This is a genomic window from Actinoplanes palleronii, assembly GCF_016862315.1.
GTDB classification, from domain to species: Bacteria; Actinomycetota; Actinomycetes; order Mycobacteriales; family Micromonosporaceae; genus Actinoplanes; species Actinoplanes palleronii.
The window spans coordinates 134,029-150,923 of the sequence record NZ_BOMS01000031.1; the positions used below are offsets into that span (position 1 = coordinate 134,029).

At 69.9% G+C, this 16,895-nt stretch carries 15 protein-coding genes and 2 tRNA genes; 8 read left to right on the forward strand and 9 right to left on the reverse strand.

Annotated elements, in window-relative coordinates:
- Positions 1-403 precede the first annotated feature (403 nt).
- On the forward strand, positions 404-802 hold the full coding sequence (locus Apa02nite_RS11980; RefSeq protein ID WP_203825108.1) for a hypothetical protein: 399 nt from the start codon (positions 404-406) through the stop codon (positions 800-802).
- A 52-nt stretch (positions 803-854) separates the two neighbouring features.
- On the opposite strand, the gene Apa02nite_RS11985 is transcribed toward Apa02nite_RS11980, so the two are convergent.
- Together Apa02nite_RS11985 and Apa02nite_RS11990 are read right to left on the reverse strand one after the other, a co-directional pair.
- The gene (locus Apa02nite_RS11985) at positions 855-1,094 is read right to left on the reverse strand and encodes a hypothetical protein (protein ID WP_203825109.1); all 240 of its coding nucleotides are present in this window, start codon (positions 1,092-1,094) and stop codon (positions 855-857) included.
- A 328-nt stretch (positions 1,095-1,422) separates the two neighbouring features.
- Positions 1,423-2,181, reverse strand: a complete 759-nt coding sequence (locus Apa02nite_RS11990) for a TnsA-like heteromeric transposase endonuclease subunit (RefSeq protein WP_203825110.1) — start codon at positions 2,179-2,181, stop codon at positions 1,423-1,425.
- A 764-nt stretch (positions 2,182-2,945) separates the two neighbouring features.
- On the opposite strand from Apa02nite_RS11990, the gene Apa02nite_RS11995 reads away from it, so the two are divergent.
- Both Apa02nite_RS11995 and Apa02nite_RS12000 read left to right on the forward strand, forming a co-directional pair.
- On the forward strand, positions 2,946-3,764 hold the full coding sequence (locus tag Apa02nite_RS11995) for an MOSC domain-containing protein (protein WP_203825111.1): 819 nt from the start codon (positions 2,946-2,948) through the stop codon (positions 3,762-3,764).
- 85 nt (positions 3,765-3,849) lie between these two features.
- Positions 3,850-4,806 (forward strand): expansin EXLX1 family cellulose-binding protein, encoded by a 957-nt coding sequence (locus Apa02nite_RS12000; RefSeq protein ID WP_203825112.1) that lies wholly within the window; start codon positions 3,850-3,852, stop codon positions 4,804-4,806.
- Positions 4,807-5,136: 330 nt separating this feature from the next.
- Here Apa02nite_RS12000 and Apa02nite_RS12005 read toward each other — a convergent pair.
- The 3 genes from Apa02nite_RS12005 to Apa02nite_RS12015 all read right to left on the reverse strand — a co-directional run bounded on the left by Apa02nite_RS12005 (position 5,137) and on the right by Apa02nite_RS12015 (position 6,425).
- A tRNA-Leu gene (locus tag Apa02nite_RS12005) sits at positions 5,137-5,219 on the reverse strand.
- 279 nt (positions 5,220-5,498) lie between these two features.
- Complete coding sequence (gene bcp, locus Apa02nite_RS12010) at positions 5,499-5,975, reverse strand: thioredoxin-dependent thiol peroxidase (RefSeq protein ID WP_067700814.1); 477 nt, start codon at positions 5,973-5,975, stop codon at positions 5,499-5,501.
- 21 nt (positions 5,976-5,996) lie between these two features.
- Positions 5,997-6,425: an S-adenosylmethionine decarboxylase family protein gene (locus Apa02nite_RS12015; protein ID WP_067700817.1), complete on the reverse strand. Its 429-nt coding sequence runs from the start codon at positions 6,423-6,425 to the stop codon at positions 5,997-5,999.
- Between the two features lie 254 nt (positions 6,426-6,679).
- Here Apa02nite_RS12015 and Apa02nite_RS12020 point away from each other — a divergent pair, with 254 nt between their 5' ends.
- Positions 6,680-7,051 (forward strand): Asp23/Gls24 family envelope stress response protein, encoded by a 372-nt coding sequence (locus tag Apa02nite_RS12020; RefSeq protein WP_067700820.1) that lies wholly within the window; start codon positions 6,680-6,682, stop codon positions 7,049-7,051.
- Here Apa02nite_RS12020 and Apa02nite_RS12025 read toward each other — a convergent pair.
- The 4 genes from Apa02nite_RS12025 to Apa02nite_RS12040 all read right to left on the reverse strand — a co-directional run bounded on the left by Apa02nite_RS12025 (position 7,044) and on the right by Apa02nite_RS12040 (position 9,882).
- A complete protein-coding gene (locus Apa02nite_RS12025) occupies positions 7,044-8,030 on the reverse strand; it encodes a hypothetical protein (RefSeq protein ID WP_239164264.1) in 987 nt (328 codons plus the stop codon). The genes Apa02nite_RS12020 and Apa02nite_RS12025 overlap by 8 nt on opposite strands.
- Complete coding sequence (locus Apa02nite_RS12030; RefSeq protein ID WP_203825113.1) at positions 8,027-8,776, reverse strand: DsbA family protein; 750 nt, start codon at positions 8,774-8,776, stop codon at positions 8,027-8,029. The genes Apa02nite_RS12025 and Apa02nite_RS12030 overlap by 4 nt, the downstream gene beginning before the upstream one ends.
- Entirely contained in the window at positions 8,773-9,258 is a 486-nt protein-coding gene (locus tag Apa02nite_RS12035; protein WP_067700838.1) for a MauE/DoxX family redox-associated membrane protein, read from the reverse strand. The genes Apa02nite_RS12030 and Apa02nite_RS12035 overlap by 4 nt, the downstream gene beginning before the upstream one ends.
- Before the next feature lie 66 nt (positions 9,259-9,324).
- Positions 9,325-9,882, reverse strand: a complete 558-nt coding sequence (locus tag Apa02nite_RS12040; protein ID WP_203825137.1) for a sigma-70 family RNA polymerase sigma factor — start codon at positions 9,880-9,882, stop codon at positions 9,325-9,327.
- An 85-nt stretch (positions 9,883-9,967) separates the two neighbouring features.
- On the opposite strand from Apa02nite_RS12040, the gene Apa02nite_RS12045 reads away from it, so the two are divergent.
- The 4 genes from Apa02nite_RS12045 (at position 9,968) to Apa02nite_RS12060 (ending at position 16,715) form a co-directional block, all read left to right on the forward strand.
- Positions 9,968-11,629, forward strand: a complete 1,662-nt coding sequence (locus Apa02nite_RS12045) for a copper resistance CopC/CopD family protein (protein WP_203825114.1) — start codon at positions 9,968-9,970, stop codon at positions 11,627-11,629.
- Between the two features lie 140 nt (positions 11,630-11,769).
- Positions 11,770-15,474 carry a hypothetical protein gene (locus Apa02nite_RS12050; protein WP_203825115.1) on the forward strand — a complete coding sequence of 1,235 codons (3,705 nt, stop codon included), beginning with the start codon at positions 11,770-11,772 and terminating at the stop codon, positions 15,472-15,474.
- A gap of 486 nt (positions 15,475-15,960) precedes the next feature.
- On the forward strand, positions 15,961-16,551 hold the full coding sequence (gene orn, locus Apa02nite_RS12055) for an oligoribonuclease (protein WP_083972211.1): 591 nt from the start codon (positions 15,961-15,963) through the stop codon (positions 16,549-16,551).
- A gap of 88 nt (positions 16,552-16,639) precedes the next feature.
- Positions 16,640-16,715 (forward strand) — tRNA-His (locus Apa02nite_RS12060).
- The last annotated feature ends 180 nt before the right edge of the window (positions 16,716-16,895 follow it).

Below are 16,895 nucleotides of genomic sequence, written 5' to 3' on the forward strand. Positions count from 1 at the left end.
ATGCGGCCCACCGGGCGTGCAGCAGGGTCGGGAAGCAGACGCCTTTGAAGCGGATGTCCATCGCGGATGGCTTTCCGTATCGGGAAACAGGACTGCCATGCCCCTGGCCGGGGAGATCGGCTGCTGAGCGCTGAGGCCGGTGCGGGCCTGTAAACCCGAGGATCCGGATGCCGTAATCATGCAGTGTCGATGCTGCAGCACCGTAGCGGCTGAGGGCCCTACCTCGCTGCATGACACGCCGGTGGCACGGCGGATCAGGGGATGCCGTCGGAGCCGTTCGCCGTCGCGGTGCCCGGGCCGGAAGGTGGATCAGGCGGAACTACCGCACCAGCCGATCCGAAGCCTGCAGGACCGGTCCGCGGGCGGTTCGACATCATGCTGACCTGCACGGCCGCGGATATCGATGGGTTACATGCCCGAAATGCCGCTCTGTCGGCGCCTGTCGCCCGGCTACTCCGCGCCACCATGCGGGCACGCGGATCCGTACGTCGAGCGGATTGTGCCGCGGGAGGATCCCCGGTTCCTGGTCTCCTATTGGCTGGCTGACCCGGCACAGACCGCCGAACGTGTCGGCAAATGCGTCCGATGCAAGACGCAGTTGCGTCCCGGTGTACTTATCGGCGTCATAGGGCCGGCACCGATCGACCAGGTCGTCGTCTACGGTGACACTGATGGGCTGGCCAGCACGGCCTGGGCCGGCCTCGTCGGGATCTGCCCGTACCAGGTCGCCCGTTACGAGGCGCTGCGAGCCGCCAGACGCAGCATGCCCGCGGCCTACCGACAGACCGTCGCCGGGACCTGATTTCCACCCTAACCGCAGGGTGTCGCGTTGTCGGGTACTGATCGGCTGGTCGTCAGTCGCCGTTGAGGCTCCAGTCGGCGTCGGGCCGCCCGGTCTTGTCGTTGACGGTGGCGTCGTTGTAGAGCCCTACGTTCGTGCGCGGCCAGGTCCCGTTGGGGAAGCCGTCTGGGTTACTGGCGTCGCCGTGCAGCTTGATCATGACGTGGGCCTGGTCTCCGAGAAAACCAGCCAGCACGCCCACCGCGCCGACGATGACGGCGGTGTTCACTCCGCCCTCCTCCAGGAAGATCATGGCACCGATCTCGGAGAACCGCTGCGGAATCCCGTCACCAGTTCGTTGACGTGAGCGATGCGCAGTGCAGCCCATTCCTGTTGTTGTTTTGTGAGGTCATCCCAGGTGGCGGGCTGCCGGCCACGGTCAGCAGGCAGGAACGATGAGCGGCTCGACTGGCGGCAATCAGCATCATGGAGAAGCTCACGTACGGATGTCTGCTTGAGTTCTCCGTTAGATGCCTCGAGACAGACTCGCCCGTACTGCGGCTCAACCTTGGTGACTGCCCACTCTCTTCGTTCCAGGACGATGACGGAGCCTGGAACCAGTTCTATCTTCGTGCGTGATCTCACCATGAGCCGGGCCGGGGTGCCCAGACAAGGCAGCTGTCACCCAGCGGTCTGCTTAGGTCGATGACCGCGCGACGCCACCAGATCAGGTGGGACAGGTGAGTGCGGGCGATGGCGGGAACCGAGGTAGCCTCGATGATCTCGTCGAAGCGGCGAGGGCCGGGACCTAACTGCGCGAGGACTTGATCCTGCATGCCCATGGGGTCTTTCATCGGTCGCCGTCTGGCGAACAGTTCGTCCAGGGTGTCGACCACGAATCGTTGCCAGCCACCGACCACCAGGTATCTCCAGCCCATTACGAGGGCAACCTCGGCAGCGGCTGCAAACTTGATCCGGTCGTCTTCGCGAATCAACCGCGATGGCCTGACATCGATAAGAGTCAAACCAGTGTCCGTGTACGCCAGGTAGTCCGGAATGTGGCCGGACGAGCCCGCTGCGGTGCTGAAGCACAGAGAGAACGGCTGCGACTGCACCTCCCGCAAACCGCCTGCGAAGTCCAGCGCGCGCAGCAGCATTCGTTCTTCCTGCGACTCGTATCCATGCTGACGGACAGTGGACACGAGCACCTCGGTCCCAGGACGGTGTCGCTGCTCAGGGCTGAAGGTGAAGCCCCGCACCGGCACGCATCCTCGCGCTGGCATTGAAGTGAGACCACTGACAGGAACCGTGACCTTCTCGCGGTTGTACACCCATGTCGCGGTCCACTGGCGTGTCCAACCGGGACGGAGGTCGAGTTCAGCCCGGGCGTCCGCTGTCACGCGGTCCAGGGTTGCGAGTTCATTCCACCTGCACAGATGAGACCAGATCGGCGGTTCAGTGCTAGTGACACGGCTGTGACTGTCGCTGGATTCAGTGCGCGCCCACATAGCTGCATCGAACTAGGTCGAACACATGGTGTCCACCATGACACGCTGTCTCATGGAGGCTGTCGCACGAGTCGTACATGACAAATAAGGATTTAGCGTACTTTTAGGGGCTTAATACTCGAGTGACTCGGTGGCCTGTCGCATCGCAGTCCTGGTCGTATGACGATTTGTACTATCTGCATTGCTTTGACCATTTCAATCCCGATGCAGGTGTCGCGTCGGGCAGTACGCGATAGGGGCTGACGGCTCTACCAGGTCCATGCTGGGGTACCAGTCAGAAGGAAGGTCCTGGCAGCGAGCGAAATGAGGCCAGGAGCACTCCATCGGTGGTCGCGACAGCAGTTGATCGAGGTGCGGCCGCCAGCGGGACATCTCGAACGGAGGGCGGATCGGATGCTGTCTTGCCAGGGCACCGGCTCGAGTGAGACGGGCTTCAACGGAAGCGTGCGCTGCTCGAACAGGCACGTACTTTGACGTGCTGATACTCGACCACACGATGGTCATCGACCAGATAGGTTTAATGATCGGCCAACTAAAGCGAAAATCCGCATGGGGGTGTCTCGGGCGGCCGGAGGCACCCCTGAGGGCCAGCCGGTCTCCGCTGGGGGCGGGCGGTGGCGGTCGAGGGGGCCGGTGGAACGTGAAAAGGTGAGGGCATGCGGATCGCTGCGCTGCACACGTACCCGGTAAAGGGTTGTCACCGCCTGGACCACGACGAAGCCGGAGTGGAGCCCTGGGGCCTGACCGGCGACCGCCGGTGGATGATGGTCGACGCCGGCGGCGTCGGTGTCACCCAGCGCGACACCCCGCTGCTGACCCAGCTCACCGTGCGGCCGCGCCCCGGCGGGCTCCGGCTCAGCGCCCCCGGGTTGCCCGAGCTCGATCTGGACGAGCCGGCTGGCGGCCCGAAGGTCGCGGTGCGGGTGTTCCGCAACAAGCCGGAGGTGCCGGCCCGGCACGCCGATGCGGGGAGCGCGTGGTGCAGCGAGTTCCTCGGCCGGGACGTGCGGCTGGCCTGGCAGGCCGACCCGACCGGGCGGACGATCCCGGAGGCGGCGCAGCCCGGTGACCGGGTCAGCCTCGCCGACGGCTACCCGGTGCTGCTGGCCAACACCGCGTCGCTGGACGCGGTGAACGGCTGGCTGGTCGAGGCCGGCGACGAGCCGGTGCCGATGCACCGGTTCCGGCCGAACCTGGTGGTCGACGGCGCGCCCGCGTGGGCCGAGGACGGCTGGCTGGGCCGGCGGCTGCGGATCGGCGAGGTGACCTTCCGGGTGTCGAAGGCCTGTCCGCGGTGCCGGGTGACCACTATCGATCAGGAGACCGGTGAGACCGGGCGGCAGCCGTTGACGGTACTCGGGCAGCACCGCCGGATCGACGGCGGCCTGATGTTCGCGGTGAACCTGGTCCCGGAGCTGTCCGCGGGTGACACCGGAGTGTTGCGGGTCGGCGACTCGGTGGTACCGCAGGAGTGACTCGGCACTCATTAGCGGTACTCGTGTCTTAGGAGTGTCTTAGAAGATTTGCTGGGAGCGCTCCACCCGACGAGTATCGCTGAGCGTGAGTGCTCATCGACGACCGTTCTCGAACCGTTGGCTGGCCGCCGGCGGCGCCGCTGTTCTCGCCGGGATCATCGGCGTGGCGTTGCTGCTGCAGACCGGCGGGTCGGCCTGCGCCGCGCCGCCGAGCACCAGCGCGAAGTCCGGCAAGGCGACCTTCTACGACCTGGCCGGCACGTCCGGTAACTGTTCGTTCGAGGTGCCCGCCGACGATCTCTACGTGGCGCTGGGCCCGGACCAGTACGCCGCGGGCGCCTCCTGCGGCGCGTACCTCGACGTCACCGGGCCGAAGGGCAAGGTCCGGGTCAAGGTCTTCGACTCCTGCCCGGAGTGCGACACCGGCCACCTGGACCTGAGCCGTACCGCGTTCAAGAAGATCGGCGCCGAGGTGGCCGGGATCATCCCGATCACCTACAAGCTGGTCGCGAACCCGTCCGTGCCCGGCCCGGTCACCGTCCGGATCAAAGAGGGCGCGTCGCAGTACTGGTTCGCCGCGCGGATCGACAACCACGCGAACCTGCTGTCCTCGGTCAAGGTCTCCAGCGGCGGCGGCAGCTTCAAGACCGCGCACCGCGAGGACTACAACTACTGGTTGATCGACAGCGGCGCCGGGTCCGGCCCCTACAAGATCAAAATCACTGATGTGTACGGCAACAGCACCACGGTGTCCGGAATCGACATGAAGCCTGGCGTGGTCCAGAAGACCTCGGCGTCGATCTCCGGCGGCTCCTCCACCGTCGAGAAGGCCACCACCACCACGAAGGCCAGGACCTCGGCCTCGGCGTCGGCCTCACCCGCCGCGAAGAAGTCATCCCCCGCCACCAAGCCCACGACCGTTGCTCCGTCGGCGTCCTCGGTGGCCCCGCTGCTCGAGTCGGCCCCTGCCGCCCCGGGCACCACCGAGGACGCCCTGGTCAACCTCACCGCCGCCGACGCCACCAAGCCCAACTGCGGCTGACAACACCCAGCGAGTCGACAGCCCGCCGCCGAGCGCACCCCGGCCGCGGGCTGTTCGACGTGTGCACAACCTGTGGATAACCCGCCAACCCACCGCACAAAAAAGGCCAAAGCACCACAAAAAGCAGCCCGTCGCAAAATGCGAGCGAAGCGAAGCATGGGGGTTAACCGCAACTGGACCGCTACAGCGAGCGCGCCGGAGGGTTAACCGCAACCGGGCTGCCCGCGAGAGTCACCGTGATGCGGGGCTTCCGGGGGCTCGGCCCCCGGAGCCAGCATGACGAGGCGTCATGGTGAGCGCGTTTCGCGAACACACTGCGCCTGCGCCTCGTGCGGAAGAAGGGACTCGAACCCTCACGCCCTCTCGGGCACGGGCACCTAAAACCCGCGCGGCTGCCATTTCGCCACTCCCGCTCGTTCTGCCCATCAAGAGCAAAGCGTTGCGCAGAGAGTCTAAACGGTTCAGCCGGTCGGTGCCTCGCCGGTTCTGGCGGAACGTGATCGTTCGGGCCCGTCGACCGGGTGAACCGTGCACGGCGGCCGCCTTGCGGGTTGGGTACCGCATGACGACCGCCGTGAGCCCGGACCACCCCGCGCCGCGGCGGGACTTGTGGATCGCCCTCCTCATCGGCGCGGATGGCCCGGACTTGCACACTTTCCCGAAGTCCGGACCGGTGACTCTGCCCAGGAAGATCAGTCCAGGCCGAGGTCACGGCGCAACTTGGCGACGTGGCCGGTGGCCTTGACGTTGTAGAAGGCCCGCTCGATCGCGCCGTTCTCGTCGATCACGAACGTGGACCGGATCACCCCGGTCACCGTCTTGCCGTACAGCTGCTTCTCGCCGTACGCGCCGTACGCGATCAGCACGCTCTTGTCCTCGTCGCTGACCAGTGGGAACGTGATCGCGTCGCGCTCGCGGAACTTGGCGAGCTTGGCCGGCTTGTCGGGGGAGATGCCGACCACCTCATACCCGGCGGCCTGCAGCGAGGCGAGCGAGTCGCGGAAGTCGCAGGCCTGCTTGGTGCAGCCGGGCGTCATGGCGGCCGGGTACGCGTACAGCACCACCTTGCGCCCGCGCAGATCCTTGAGCGAGAGCTGGTCGCCGTTGTCGGTCGGCAGGGAGAAGTCGGGCGCGGCGTCGCCGGCGTCGAGACGCACGATGTCAGTCATGGGACCGACGATAGTGCCGGGTCAGGGTGCCACCCGCCGGCCACTCCAGAGCTGCTCGGCGGCGGCCAGATCGCGGGGCCACTCCTCGCCCCGGCGCCGCAGCGTGTGCTCGCTGATCTCGTAGTCGCCGACCAGCCGGTGGAACTCGGCGAGCACGTCGGACTCGCGGAACGGTTTGCAGGAGAAGACGTTCACGAAGATCTCCCGCAGGTGCGGGTAGGTGTGGATGGCCGCGTGCGACTCGGCCAGGATCACCACCGCCGACTTGCCGGACTTCTCCGGCGGGCCGCCCTCGGTGGCGACCAGCGGGCCGGCGATCACCGTCATGCCGATCCGGTCGACCAGCTCGCGCATGAACGTCGTCAAGACCTGATCGTCGTCGAGCGCTGTGATGTCGGCGATGCCGGACAAGCGCAAGGTCAACTCATCGCCGTAGTGGTCATTTTCCATGACGCCTCCCAGGGCCGTGAAACGTACGTTACCGGCCTTCGGCGCCTCCGAATGTGCCACGTTTTCGCTGGCCAGAGGCCATGAGGGATTCCTTTCCGGCAAGCCAAGGTCACCATCAATTCCGTTTTCGGACCACGGTGGACGGTGTGGTTTCCGGTGTTCCGCCGCGGACAGTCGGATACCGGTCTGGCGGCCCGGCGCGGATCTTCAGTACGCTCCGCGGGCAGATCGCGTCGAGAGCGGAGATCAGGGCCATGACTGAACCCACCGGCGGTACCACGCCGAACGGCAACACCACCGTCTCCGGCGAGGTGGTGGAGAAGATCGCCGCCGCCGCGGCGCGCAGCGTCCCCGGTGTCGCGGACCTGGGCGGCGACGTCTCCCGGTTCTTCAACAGCGTGCTGGACAAGGTCGGGCTGGACACCGTCGGTGACGCCAGCCGCGGCGTGTCGGCCGAGGTCAAGGACGGCACGGTGACCGTCAACGTGGTGGTCGTGCTGGCCGCCGGCACCGTGGTCGCCGAGGTGACCAGCGCCGTCCAGCTGAAGGTGACCGAGGCGGTGCAGAGCTACGGCCTGCGCGTTCTCTCGGTCAACGTCAACGTGGACGACATCGCGATCAGCTGACACTCGCAGCGGGCTCCGGGGCGGTGGGTACGGCGGCGCGCATCCGGAGCAGGCCGGTCAGGGCCAGGGCCACGCCGGTCGCGACGGTGACGGCGATGCACGCGCGGGCCAGCCAGCCCGGGCCGGTGGCCGGGACCACCGCCGCCAGGAACGCCTCCGAGCTGCCGAGACCCGCGAACGCGGTGAGCACAAAACCGGCCAGCGCCAGGTAGAACGGTGGATGCCGCCACGCCGCGCCGAGGGCCAGGGCGCTGCTGAGCAGCAGCACGCCGTCCCAGCCGGAGCCGTCCAGGCCGCGCATCACCGCGTACGAAAAAACGGACAGACCCGCGATGATCGCGAGGGGCGCGACAAGCCGTGACCAGCGGCGGACCAGCGCCGTCAGCAGCAGGCCGAGCAGTGCCGCGCCCACCCACCAGGCCCAGGTCACCGGCGGTGGTTCGTAGTCGAGGGTGCCCCGGAGCTCGAAGACCCGCACCTGGTCACGCAGCGGCACGGCCCACTCCCGCAGCCGGTGCGCATGGTCAGGATCGGCCACGGCCTGCGGCGGGCGGGCCGAGCCGAGCCAGTGCGTGCGCTGGTCGTGCCAGCGGACCGTGTCACCGGTGGCGATCCGTTCCCAGGTCGGCGGCGCGGTCGGATCGGCGGCAGGCGGCACCGGGGTGTCCCCGGCCAGGGTCTGGTTCACGTACGCCGCGGGCGAGCCGGTGTTCTGGTAGACGCCGTCCGCGCGCAGCTCGAGATACGGCTCGCCGGAGTAACCGAGCACCTCGATCGCCCGCCCGGTGGTGTTCGTCAGCTCGAGCCGCGCGCCACCCTCGACCGTGCGGACCGTGAGCCCGTCCATCGGGCTGCTGAGCCCGGTGATCGTGGTGCGGTACGACGTGACGTTCGCCCCCTCACCACCATGGGCGGACGCGGGCGTGGCCGGCGCGATCATCGCACCGGCCACGGCCAGGATCAGGGTGATCCGTCTCACCCGGCGGCCTTGTCGACGGCCTGGGTGATCAGATCGAGGGTGGGCACGCTGTCCTGCGGCCCGGTCACCTGGGTGCCGTTGACCACGATCGTCGGGGTGCCGTTGAAGTGGCGCGCGGAGAACGTCTCGGTCGCCTTCGTCGCCCACGCCGTGTACATGCCGGCGTTCACCGCCTCCGCGAACTTGTCGCTGGTCAAGCCGATCGACTTCCCGATCTCAATGATCTTGGCGTTGGACAGCCCGTCGCTGTTCTCCTCGGGCTGGTCGGCGTAGAGCGCGTCGTGGAACTCGGTGAACTTGCCCTCCTCGGCGGCGGCCGCGGCGGCGCCGGCCGACCGGGTCGAGTACTCGGTGCCGTTCGACGCGCGGTCCAGGATCGACACCACGTGGTACCGCAGGGTGACCTTGCCGGCGGTGGCCAGCTGGCGCAGCCCGGCCGAGCTCGCCGACTCGAAGTTCTTGCAGATCGGGCACATGAAATCTTCGTACAGGTCGACGGTGACCGGCCCGCTGCCGACCGCGAACGCGGTGCCCTCGTCGACCGCCACGCTCGGCGTGACCAGCGCGGTCTGCGTCTTTTCGTCCTTGCCGGACACCATCGAGTACCCGATCACGCCCGCGATGATCAGCACCGCGACCACCGCCACCGACGTCCAGAGGGTCACCGTGCGGCGGCGCTCCGCGAGGCGCTGCTGCTCGACGATCCTCCGGGCCTTGTCCGCCCGGTCCCGGCTGCCCTTGCTCACGACGATTCCCCCATCAGCACACCATCGATTGAATACCGGGTCCGCGGTCGCCACAGCAGGACTCCGGCGAGTGCCAGGAAACCGAGGTCGCGCAGGATGTCCAGGCCGTACGTGGTGTTCCGCCCGGCACCGAGTTCGCCGCCCGAGCTGAAGCAGCCGCAGTCGATGCGCAGCCCCTTCGTCCAGGCCCAGACGATGCCGGCCATGAAGATCACCAGGAGGACGGCGGAGATCGCGGCGGTGAGCCGGGTGGCGAGGCCGATCAGCAGCAGCACGCCCAGGCCGATCTCCAGGAACGGCTGGACGCCGCCGATCATCTTGGCCACGTCGTACGACACCAGCTGGTACGCGTTGACCGCCCGCGCCGACTCCGCCAGGTCACCGATCTTGGTGGCGCCCGCGATCAGCCAGACGGCGGCCAGCCCGACCCTGGCCAGTGTGGAGATCCACGGCCAGACCGCGGACCGCGTAGTGGTTTCCATGGTCACGTCCTGTTAGACGGAGTTGATCGGGTTCCAGTTCCCGATCATCCCTGGCTGAGAGAATTCTCAGCTGGCCTGTGCCTTCGACACCGCGGTGATCAGCTCGTCCCGGGCCCGGGCCACCCGGGACCGGATGGTGCCCACCGGCACCGCCTCGACCTCGGCGGCCTCCGCGTAGGACAACCCCAGCACCTGGGTCAGCACGAACGCCGTGCGCCGCTCCTCGCCCAGCCGGTTCAGCAGATCGGCGCTGCTCAGCCGATGTGCCGGATCGGGCACCGGCACCTCGGTGGCGGCCTGCGCGGCGAGCCGGGCGTCCAGCTTCCGGCGGCGCACCACGGCCCGCAGGTGATCCGCGCAGGTGCGCCGGGCGATGCCGAGCAGCCAGGTCCGCACCGTCGACCTTCCCTCGAACGAGTCGAGCGCCCGGAACACCCGCAGGAACGTCTCCTGGGTCAGGTCGTCCGCGGCGCCCGAGTCGACGAGCGCGGCGGTGAAGCGCCAGACCTCGGCCTGGGTGGCCCGCACGAACGCGGCCTGTGCGACCGGGTCGCCGGCGCGGGCGGCCAGCGCCAGCGCGGTGGTCTCGTCCGTCTCCTGCTCACCAGCCGTCACGACCGGCATCGTACGCGGTGCCGGTGGATCTGGAACCATGCGAGGGCCGCCGGCGACCACCCGCAGGTGGCCGAACGGATGGTGATCAGAGAGCATGGCCGTCATGACCGTCTACCGACGCCGGCGCGCGACCGTTCTGCTCGGGATGCTGATCGGCATGATCGGTGTGCTGCTGTCGGCCGTTCCGGCCAGCGCGCACGCCGCTCTGGTCAGCAGCGACCCGAACAACGGCGTGATCGTGCCGGACGCGCCGAACAAGGTGACCCTCACGTTCAGCGAGTCGATCCAACTGATCTCCGGGAAGATCCGGGTGCTCGCGCCGGACGGGTCCCGCGCCGATCAGGGCGATCCCACCGCGGACGGCTCGCAGGTGACGATCCCGCTGCGCTCCGGGGGCGGCCGGGGCACATACCTGGTCACGTTCCGGGTGATCTCGGCGGACAGTCACCCGGTGGCCGGGACGATCACGTATTCGGTGGGCGCGGCCTCCACGCCGCCCGCGGCCGACGAGATCGAGGACGTCAAGGTCGACCCGGTGGTCCGGGCGCTCATCCCGATCGGCAAATATCTGGGGTACGCCGGGCTGGTGCTCCTGGTCGGCCCGGTGCTCGTCCTGGCGCTGCTCTGGCCGCAGCGGCTGGCCCGCCGTGGCCCCGGCCGGCTGATCTGGACCGGTATCGGGCTGGTCGCCGGCAGCACCGTGCTGGGGATCTGGCTGCAGGCGCCGTACACGCTCGGCACCACGCTCTTCGACGTCCGGGTCGGTGACCTGCGGGACGTGCTGGGCAGCACGTTCGGCGCGGTGATGCTGGTCCGGCTGGCCGTGGTGATCGCCGCCGGATTCCTGCTCCGGCCGCTGCTCGTCGGCTCGGGCGGGGAGTCGAAGCTCGACCTGGCCCTGCTCGGGGTCCTCGGCGTGGCCGCGCTGGCCACCTGGCCGCTGACCGGCCACCCGACCGCCTCACCGGTGCCCGGCGTCTCGGTGGTGCTGGACGCGCTGCACCTGGCCTCGATGTCGGTCTGGCTGGGCGGTCTGGTGATGCTCTTCGCGTTCCTGCTGCCCCAGGCGAACGCCCGGGAGTTGGGCGCGATCCTGCCGATCTGGTCGCGCTGGGCGTTCACCGCGGTCGGCGCGCTGATCTTCGCCGGCACGGTGCAGGCGCTGATCGAGGTCTCCTCCCTGAACGGCCTGGTCAACAGCACGTACGGGCGGCTGATCCTGACCAAGGTGGCCCTCGCGGCGATCGTGATCGCGGTGGCCGCCTACTCCCGCCGGCTGGTCAACCACAAGATCGCCGAGGAGTCGCCACGCGGGCTGCGCCGGGTGCTGCTGGCCGAACTCGGGATCACCGCGGTGGTGCTCGGGGTGACCGCGGCGCTGGTGCAGATCGCGCCGCCGCGGACCGCCGAGGCCGTACAGACCACCGAGACGTCGACGACGGTCACCCAGACGCTCACCGACAAGAACATGTCGCTGCAGGTGGACATCTATCCGGCCGCGGTCGGCAACAACTCGATGCACCTGTACGCCTACACCCCGGACAACAAGCCGTTGCCGGTGGTCGAGTGGAAGGCGACCGCCGCGCTGCCGGCCAAGGGCATCGAGCCGATCGAGATCCCGCTGCTACGGATCACCGACTTCCACGCGATCGGCGACATCGCGCTGCCGCAGGCCGGCGAGTGGACGTTCAAGTTCACCGCCCGGACGACCGACATCGATCAGACGTCGTTCACGATGACCGCCAAGATCTCTTAGCCCCCTGTCGGTTATGGCCCGTTCCGTAATGGATCGGGCCTTAACCGTATCTGTCGAGGGTCGCCTGCTCGTTTGACCAATTTGGGGCTATTTGCCTCGGTATGGTGCGCGCAGTACGGCCCGAGAAGGGGGAATTAACAATGCGGCTGTTCCGGCCGGTCCTCGGCATGCTGCTTTTGACGATCGGACTGCCCGCGTTGCTGGCCGGTGGGTGCCTGTGGGCAGCCCTGCGGCATCGCGACGCCGGTGGAGCCTTCAGCGCCGAGCTGCAGCGGCTCAGTGCGCCCGGGTACGCGATCGTCGTACCGGACGTCGACCGCCTGCTCCGTGACGACGCCTCGTTCGCCCGGATCGGCGACACCGAGCTGCGGATCACCGCGCTCACCGGGACCGGCCCGGCCTTCGTCGGCCTGGCCCCGGCGGGTGACGTCGCCGGATTCCTGCGTGACGTGCCGCACACCGAGATCCGCGGTGTGCAGGTCGGCACCGGCGAGCTGCCGATCACCGCGGCCCGGATCGAGGGCGTCCGGAGTCTGCCCTCCGCCCCCGGCCGCCAGGACTTCTGGACACAGACCGGCGGCGGCGCCCTGCGCTGGGTCCCCGCCGACCTCCCCGCCGGCTACAGCCTGGTGATCATGAATGCCGCGGGCGGCGCGAACCTCCGCCTCAACGGCACCGTCGAGGTCCGCGCCGGCTGGCTCGACTCGACGACCTGGTGCCTGCTGTCGTTCGGGGCCATGCTGCTGATGTCCGGCATCGCGGTGCTGGCAACGCCGCGCCGCCGCCGCGAGGTGGTCTACGTCGTCGAACCGAGCCAGGTCCCGGCCCTGATGCTGGCGATCGGCGCCCCGATCCCGCTCCGCGCCCTCGGTCAGCGCGACCCGCGGCTCGCCCTGGACGCCCTCGGCGACGGCGACGGCCCCCTCGCGCTCCGCGAACTCGGCCAGGGTTTCGCCGCCTTCGCCCCGCGCGCTCGCGGCGGCGCTCACCGTCCGCGCACGCTTGCCGACTCCCCACTGTCACGCCCGCCGGCGCTGCCGCAGTTCTCCTGGCCGCCGGTGCAGGGAGGCGGTTCGCTCCCGCTCACACCAACCCCTTCCGGTACGACGATGACCGCGCCGATCCAGGCCGCCCCCTCCGGTACGTCCACCGGCATCCGCCCCGGCGGCATCACCCCGGTGGTCCCCGGCGCTCTCCCGATCCCTCCGGCGGCCTCGGTCGACGCTGCCTCGGTCGACGCCGCTTCGGTTGACGATGCCTCGGTCGACGCTGCTTCGGTTGGCGCTGCCGGGGCCGGACACGGTCGTGAGGAGCCGGTGGCGTCCGGTGGGGTGGTGGCCGAGGCCCCGAGCGGTCTGCTGTCCGCTGCCGGCCTGGCCGCCGAGTCGCCGAACCCGGCGCCGGGCCGGCCGCTGAGCCTGCTCGGCGAGATGCCCTCGCTCGCCAGCATGCTCACCCCGCCGGGCACCCGCCCGGAGCGGCCGGCTCGCCGGCGTCTCCCGGCCCCGGTCGACCTGGCGGAGTTCCACGCCACCGCGGTCGGCGCCTGGGTCGCGCAGACCGCCCCGGAACGCGCCCGCCAGACCCAGGCCCAGGCCGCTGCGGCACTGGCCGAGGCGGCCCGCCTCCGCGCCCCGATCTCCGCCACCCAGCCCGCAGCCGAGGCCGCCGCTGCCGCTGTCGAGGCCGTCGCTGCCGACGAGCAGGCCCGACAGGCCGAGGCGGCACGGTCCGAATCGGCCATCGAACCGGCTTCGGCCGTGCCGTCCGCCACCCAGACACCGGCCGAGGCCGGACCCGAGAACGACACGGCCCGGGGTACCGGTATGGACCTCGAGAACGGCATGGACCTTGCGAACGGTGCCGGTCTTGAGGGCGGCATCAACCTCGCCGACAGCGCCCGCCACGAGGCCGGTGGGGGTCTGGAGGCCAGCGCGGTCCGCAAGGGCGGTGTGTGGCCCGCTCCCGCGCCGCGCCGGGTGGTGCTGCTCACCGGGCCGAACGCCACCGACTGGGCGGCCACCGGCCTGACCCGGATGGGCGGAGCCCGCCCGGCGATCAAGGCCACCACCCCGGACGAGCCGGCGCCGGCGATCGAGAACGGCGCGGCTTCGGAAGCGCCGACCGAGCCGATCGAGAACCGGCCGAACCCGGACGCCCTGACCCGGCCGATCGAGAACCGGCCGGAGTCCGCGTCCGCGAGCGTTGCGGAGGCCGCACCGGAAGGCCCGGAGCCGGCGGCGATCTTGGCCGCCACGGAACGCCTCGAAACCGAGGCCGAGGATGCCGTCACGGTGACGGGGGACGCTTCGCCCGAGGCCGGGTCGGTCTCTCCTGCGGTTCGCGACGTCCAGGACGGTGCAGGCGCCACCGAAACCGGCCAGGCCACCGACGCCGCTGTGCCCGAAACCGGGCAGGCAGCCGGCGACGTGACCGAGATCGAGCAGGCAGCCGGCGACGTGACCGAGATCGAGCAGGCAGCTGGCGAGCTGACCGACATCGAGCGGGCCGACGACGGCTTGGCCGGGACCGAGCCGATCACCGAGGGCCGAACCGGGACCGGGTGGCCCGGCGATGGTGGGAGTGAGGCCGAGCAGGCTGGTGAGCCGGGTCCGGAGACGGAGAAGCGGGTTGAGCCGAAGCCGCCGATCGTGCCGTTCCCGACTCGGCACCCGAGCACGCCGGCTCAGCCGGTTCCCGCCGCGCGGGCGGCGGAGAGTGGCCGCACGTCGATCCACGAGACCGAGGCCGGGCCGTCCGAGGTGACCGGGGCCGGTCAGACCGGGGGCGGTCGGGCCGAGGTGGGGCAGGGCGCGGCTGACGACCGTACTCGGAAAGCTAGTGGGACGAACCGCCTGCCCGGCGGCGGAAAGGCGGCGGTGACCCCCGCGGCCGAGAATGAGCAGGCCGGCCCGGCGCGCGGTCTGACGCCGAAGCAGGGCGGCGAGCGGACGGCGGACGCCGAGGAGCGGCCTTCGGTGCACGCGGCCGAGGCCGGAGCGGGGGAGCCGGTCGCGGAGGCACAGGCCAAGGCGGCGGCCAAGTCGGCAGCCAAGCGGGCCGAAGCGAAGCGGGCGACCGAGCCGAACCGGCCGTTGTCCCGGGCCCAGGACCGGCTCGCCGGAACCGTGGCCGGCCGGCAGTCCACCGCGGCGACCGGCCGCAAGGTCCCGGCCGCCTGGCTCAAGGCCGCCGAGTCGGTCGCGGCCCGCGCCGCGACCAAGACCGCTGGCGACCAGACCGTTCCCGACCAGATCGCTTCGCACCAGACCGCTCCCGAGCAGACCGCTCCGCACCAGTCCGCTGGTGGCCAGACCGCTCCCGAGCAGACCGCTCCGCATCAGACCGCTGGTGGCCAGACCGCTCCCGAGCAGATCGTTCCCGGGCGGGCCGCTTCTGGTCAGGGAGAGCCGGCGGCGGATCAGCAGGCGGCGGGTGAGGCCGCGGCCGCGCGGAAGCCGCGGCCCCGGACGGGAAGCGCCCGATCGGCCGCGACGCGATCCGCCGCGGAGAACGCCGAGCCGGCGCCCACCGGGATCGAGCACGTCGAGCCGGCGTCCGCAGGCACCGCGCAGGTCTTGGCGGCATCCGCCGGCACTGCGCAGGTCGAGGCGGCGTCCGCAGGCACCGCGCAGGTCGAGGCGGCGTCCGGCTCGGGGAACGTGGAGATCGTCGAGACCGGTGAAGGCGCCGAGGGCGGGAAGGCGAGCCGGGTGCCGAGCTACGTCGAGGAGGCCGCCGAGTTGCTGGGCACCACCGCTGTCCCTGAGCGCAAGCGCCGGCGCGCCCCGTCCACCCGCACCTCGGCCCGCAACCGGCCGAAGGACATCCCGGACGAGAGCTGACCGGAACAGATCAAGCGAGAACACCACCACCGCGAGGGCCGCCCACACCGGGCGGCCCTCGCCGCGTTCCAGGCGGCGCAGGCGGGGATCGGGAGAACGACCGATTGCCGGTGGCTGCGGGCGACGCCTCAACCCGCATCGGAAGGATCGGTGGCTGCACCGGACCGCTGTCCTGGCCGGAGTCGGCGAGATCCGGCCGGCGCGGCCGGATGGCGGCGGAGCAGCTGGTGTGGGCCGCGCGGGGCCGCCGGTCGGCCGCTGTTCGGGGGCGGAAAGCCGAAGGGGCCCTTCGCGCTGCCGACACGAAGGGCCCCTTTACCGGGGGGAACGGAGTAACCGAAGGGGGGCTTCGTCCGTTAAGTTCACTTTACCCCCTCAATCGGCCAATGCGGAAGTCGACCCACTAAAGCGGACAAACAACGCGAATGTTCGCTGGGCCGACACTCACGTCGAACAGCGGAGCGCCCACCGGGCTACGCTGTCCGGGTGGCGGATCTTCTGGTATGGATCGACTGTGAGATGACCGGTCTCGAGCTGGGCAAGGACAAGCTCATCGAGGTTGCGGCCCTGGTCACCGATCCTGAACTCAACGTGCTCGGCGAGGGCGTCGACCTGGTCATTCACGCCGATGACGCGGCGCTCGACGCCATGCCTCCGGTGGTGCGGGACATGCATGCGAAATCGGGACTGACCGAGGAGGTGCGCCGCTCCGTCCTCACCATGGGTGAGGCCGAGGAGCTGATCCTGGCGTACATCAAGGAGCACGTCCCCAACCCGCGCACCGCGCCGCTGTGCGGCAACTCGATCGCCACCGACCGGGGCTTCCTGGCCCGGGACATGCCGGCGCTCGACTCGCACCTGCACTACCGCATGATCGACGTCTCCTCGATCAAGGAGCTCACCCGTCGTTGGTACCCGCGGGTGTATTTCGGGCAGCCGGCCAAGGGCCTGTCGCACCGGGCTCTCGCCGACATCAAGGAGAGCATCCGCGAGCTGGAGTACTACCGGCGAACCGTCTTCGTGCCCCTGCCGGGCCCGGACGTCGAGGCGGCCAAAGCCATCGCCGCGGAGCTCTGACGCGCCGAACGGGTAACCCGCTCGACGAGCCGGGTCGGGGTGTGGCTATGATTGTGCCGCACCACGGGGTTAGCCCCTCGCGGTAATGGTGGTCGTAGCTCAGCTGGTAGAGCACCGGGTTGTGGTCCCGGGGGTCGCGGGTTCAAGTCCCGTCGGTCACCCCATGAAGTTGCAGGTCGAAGCGCCTGATCGCGAAAGCGGTCGGGCGCTTTTCGTTTCACCGCCCGGCGCCGGTCGCTGCTCGTCGGCAGAGGTCCGCGCTGCACGCCGGTGGGGCGGCGGGAATCCGCGCTGCACGCCGGTGGGGCGGCGGGAATCCGCGCTGCGCGCCGGTGGGGCGGCGG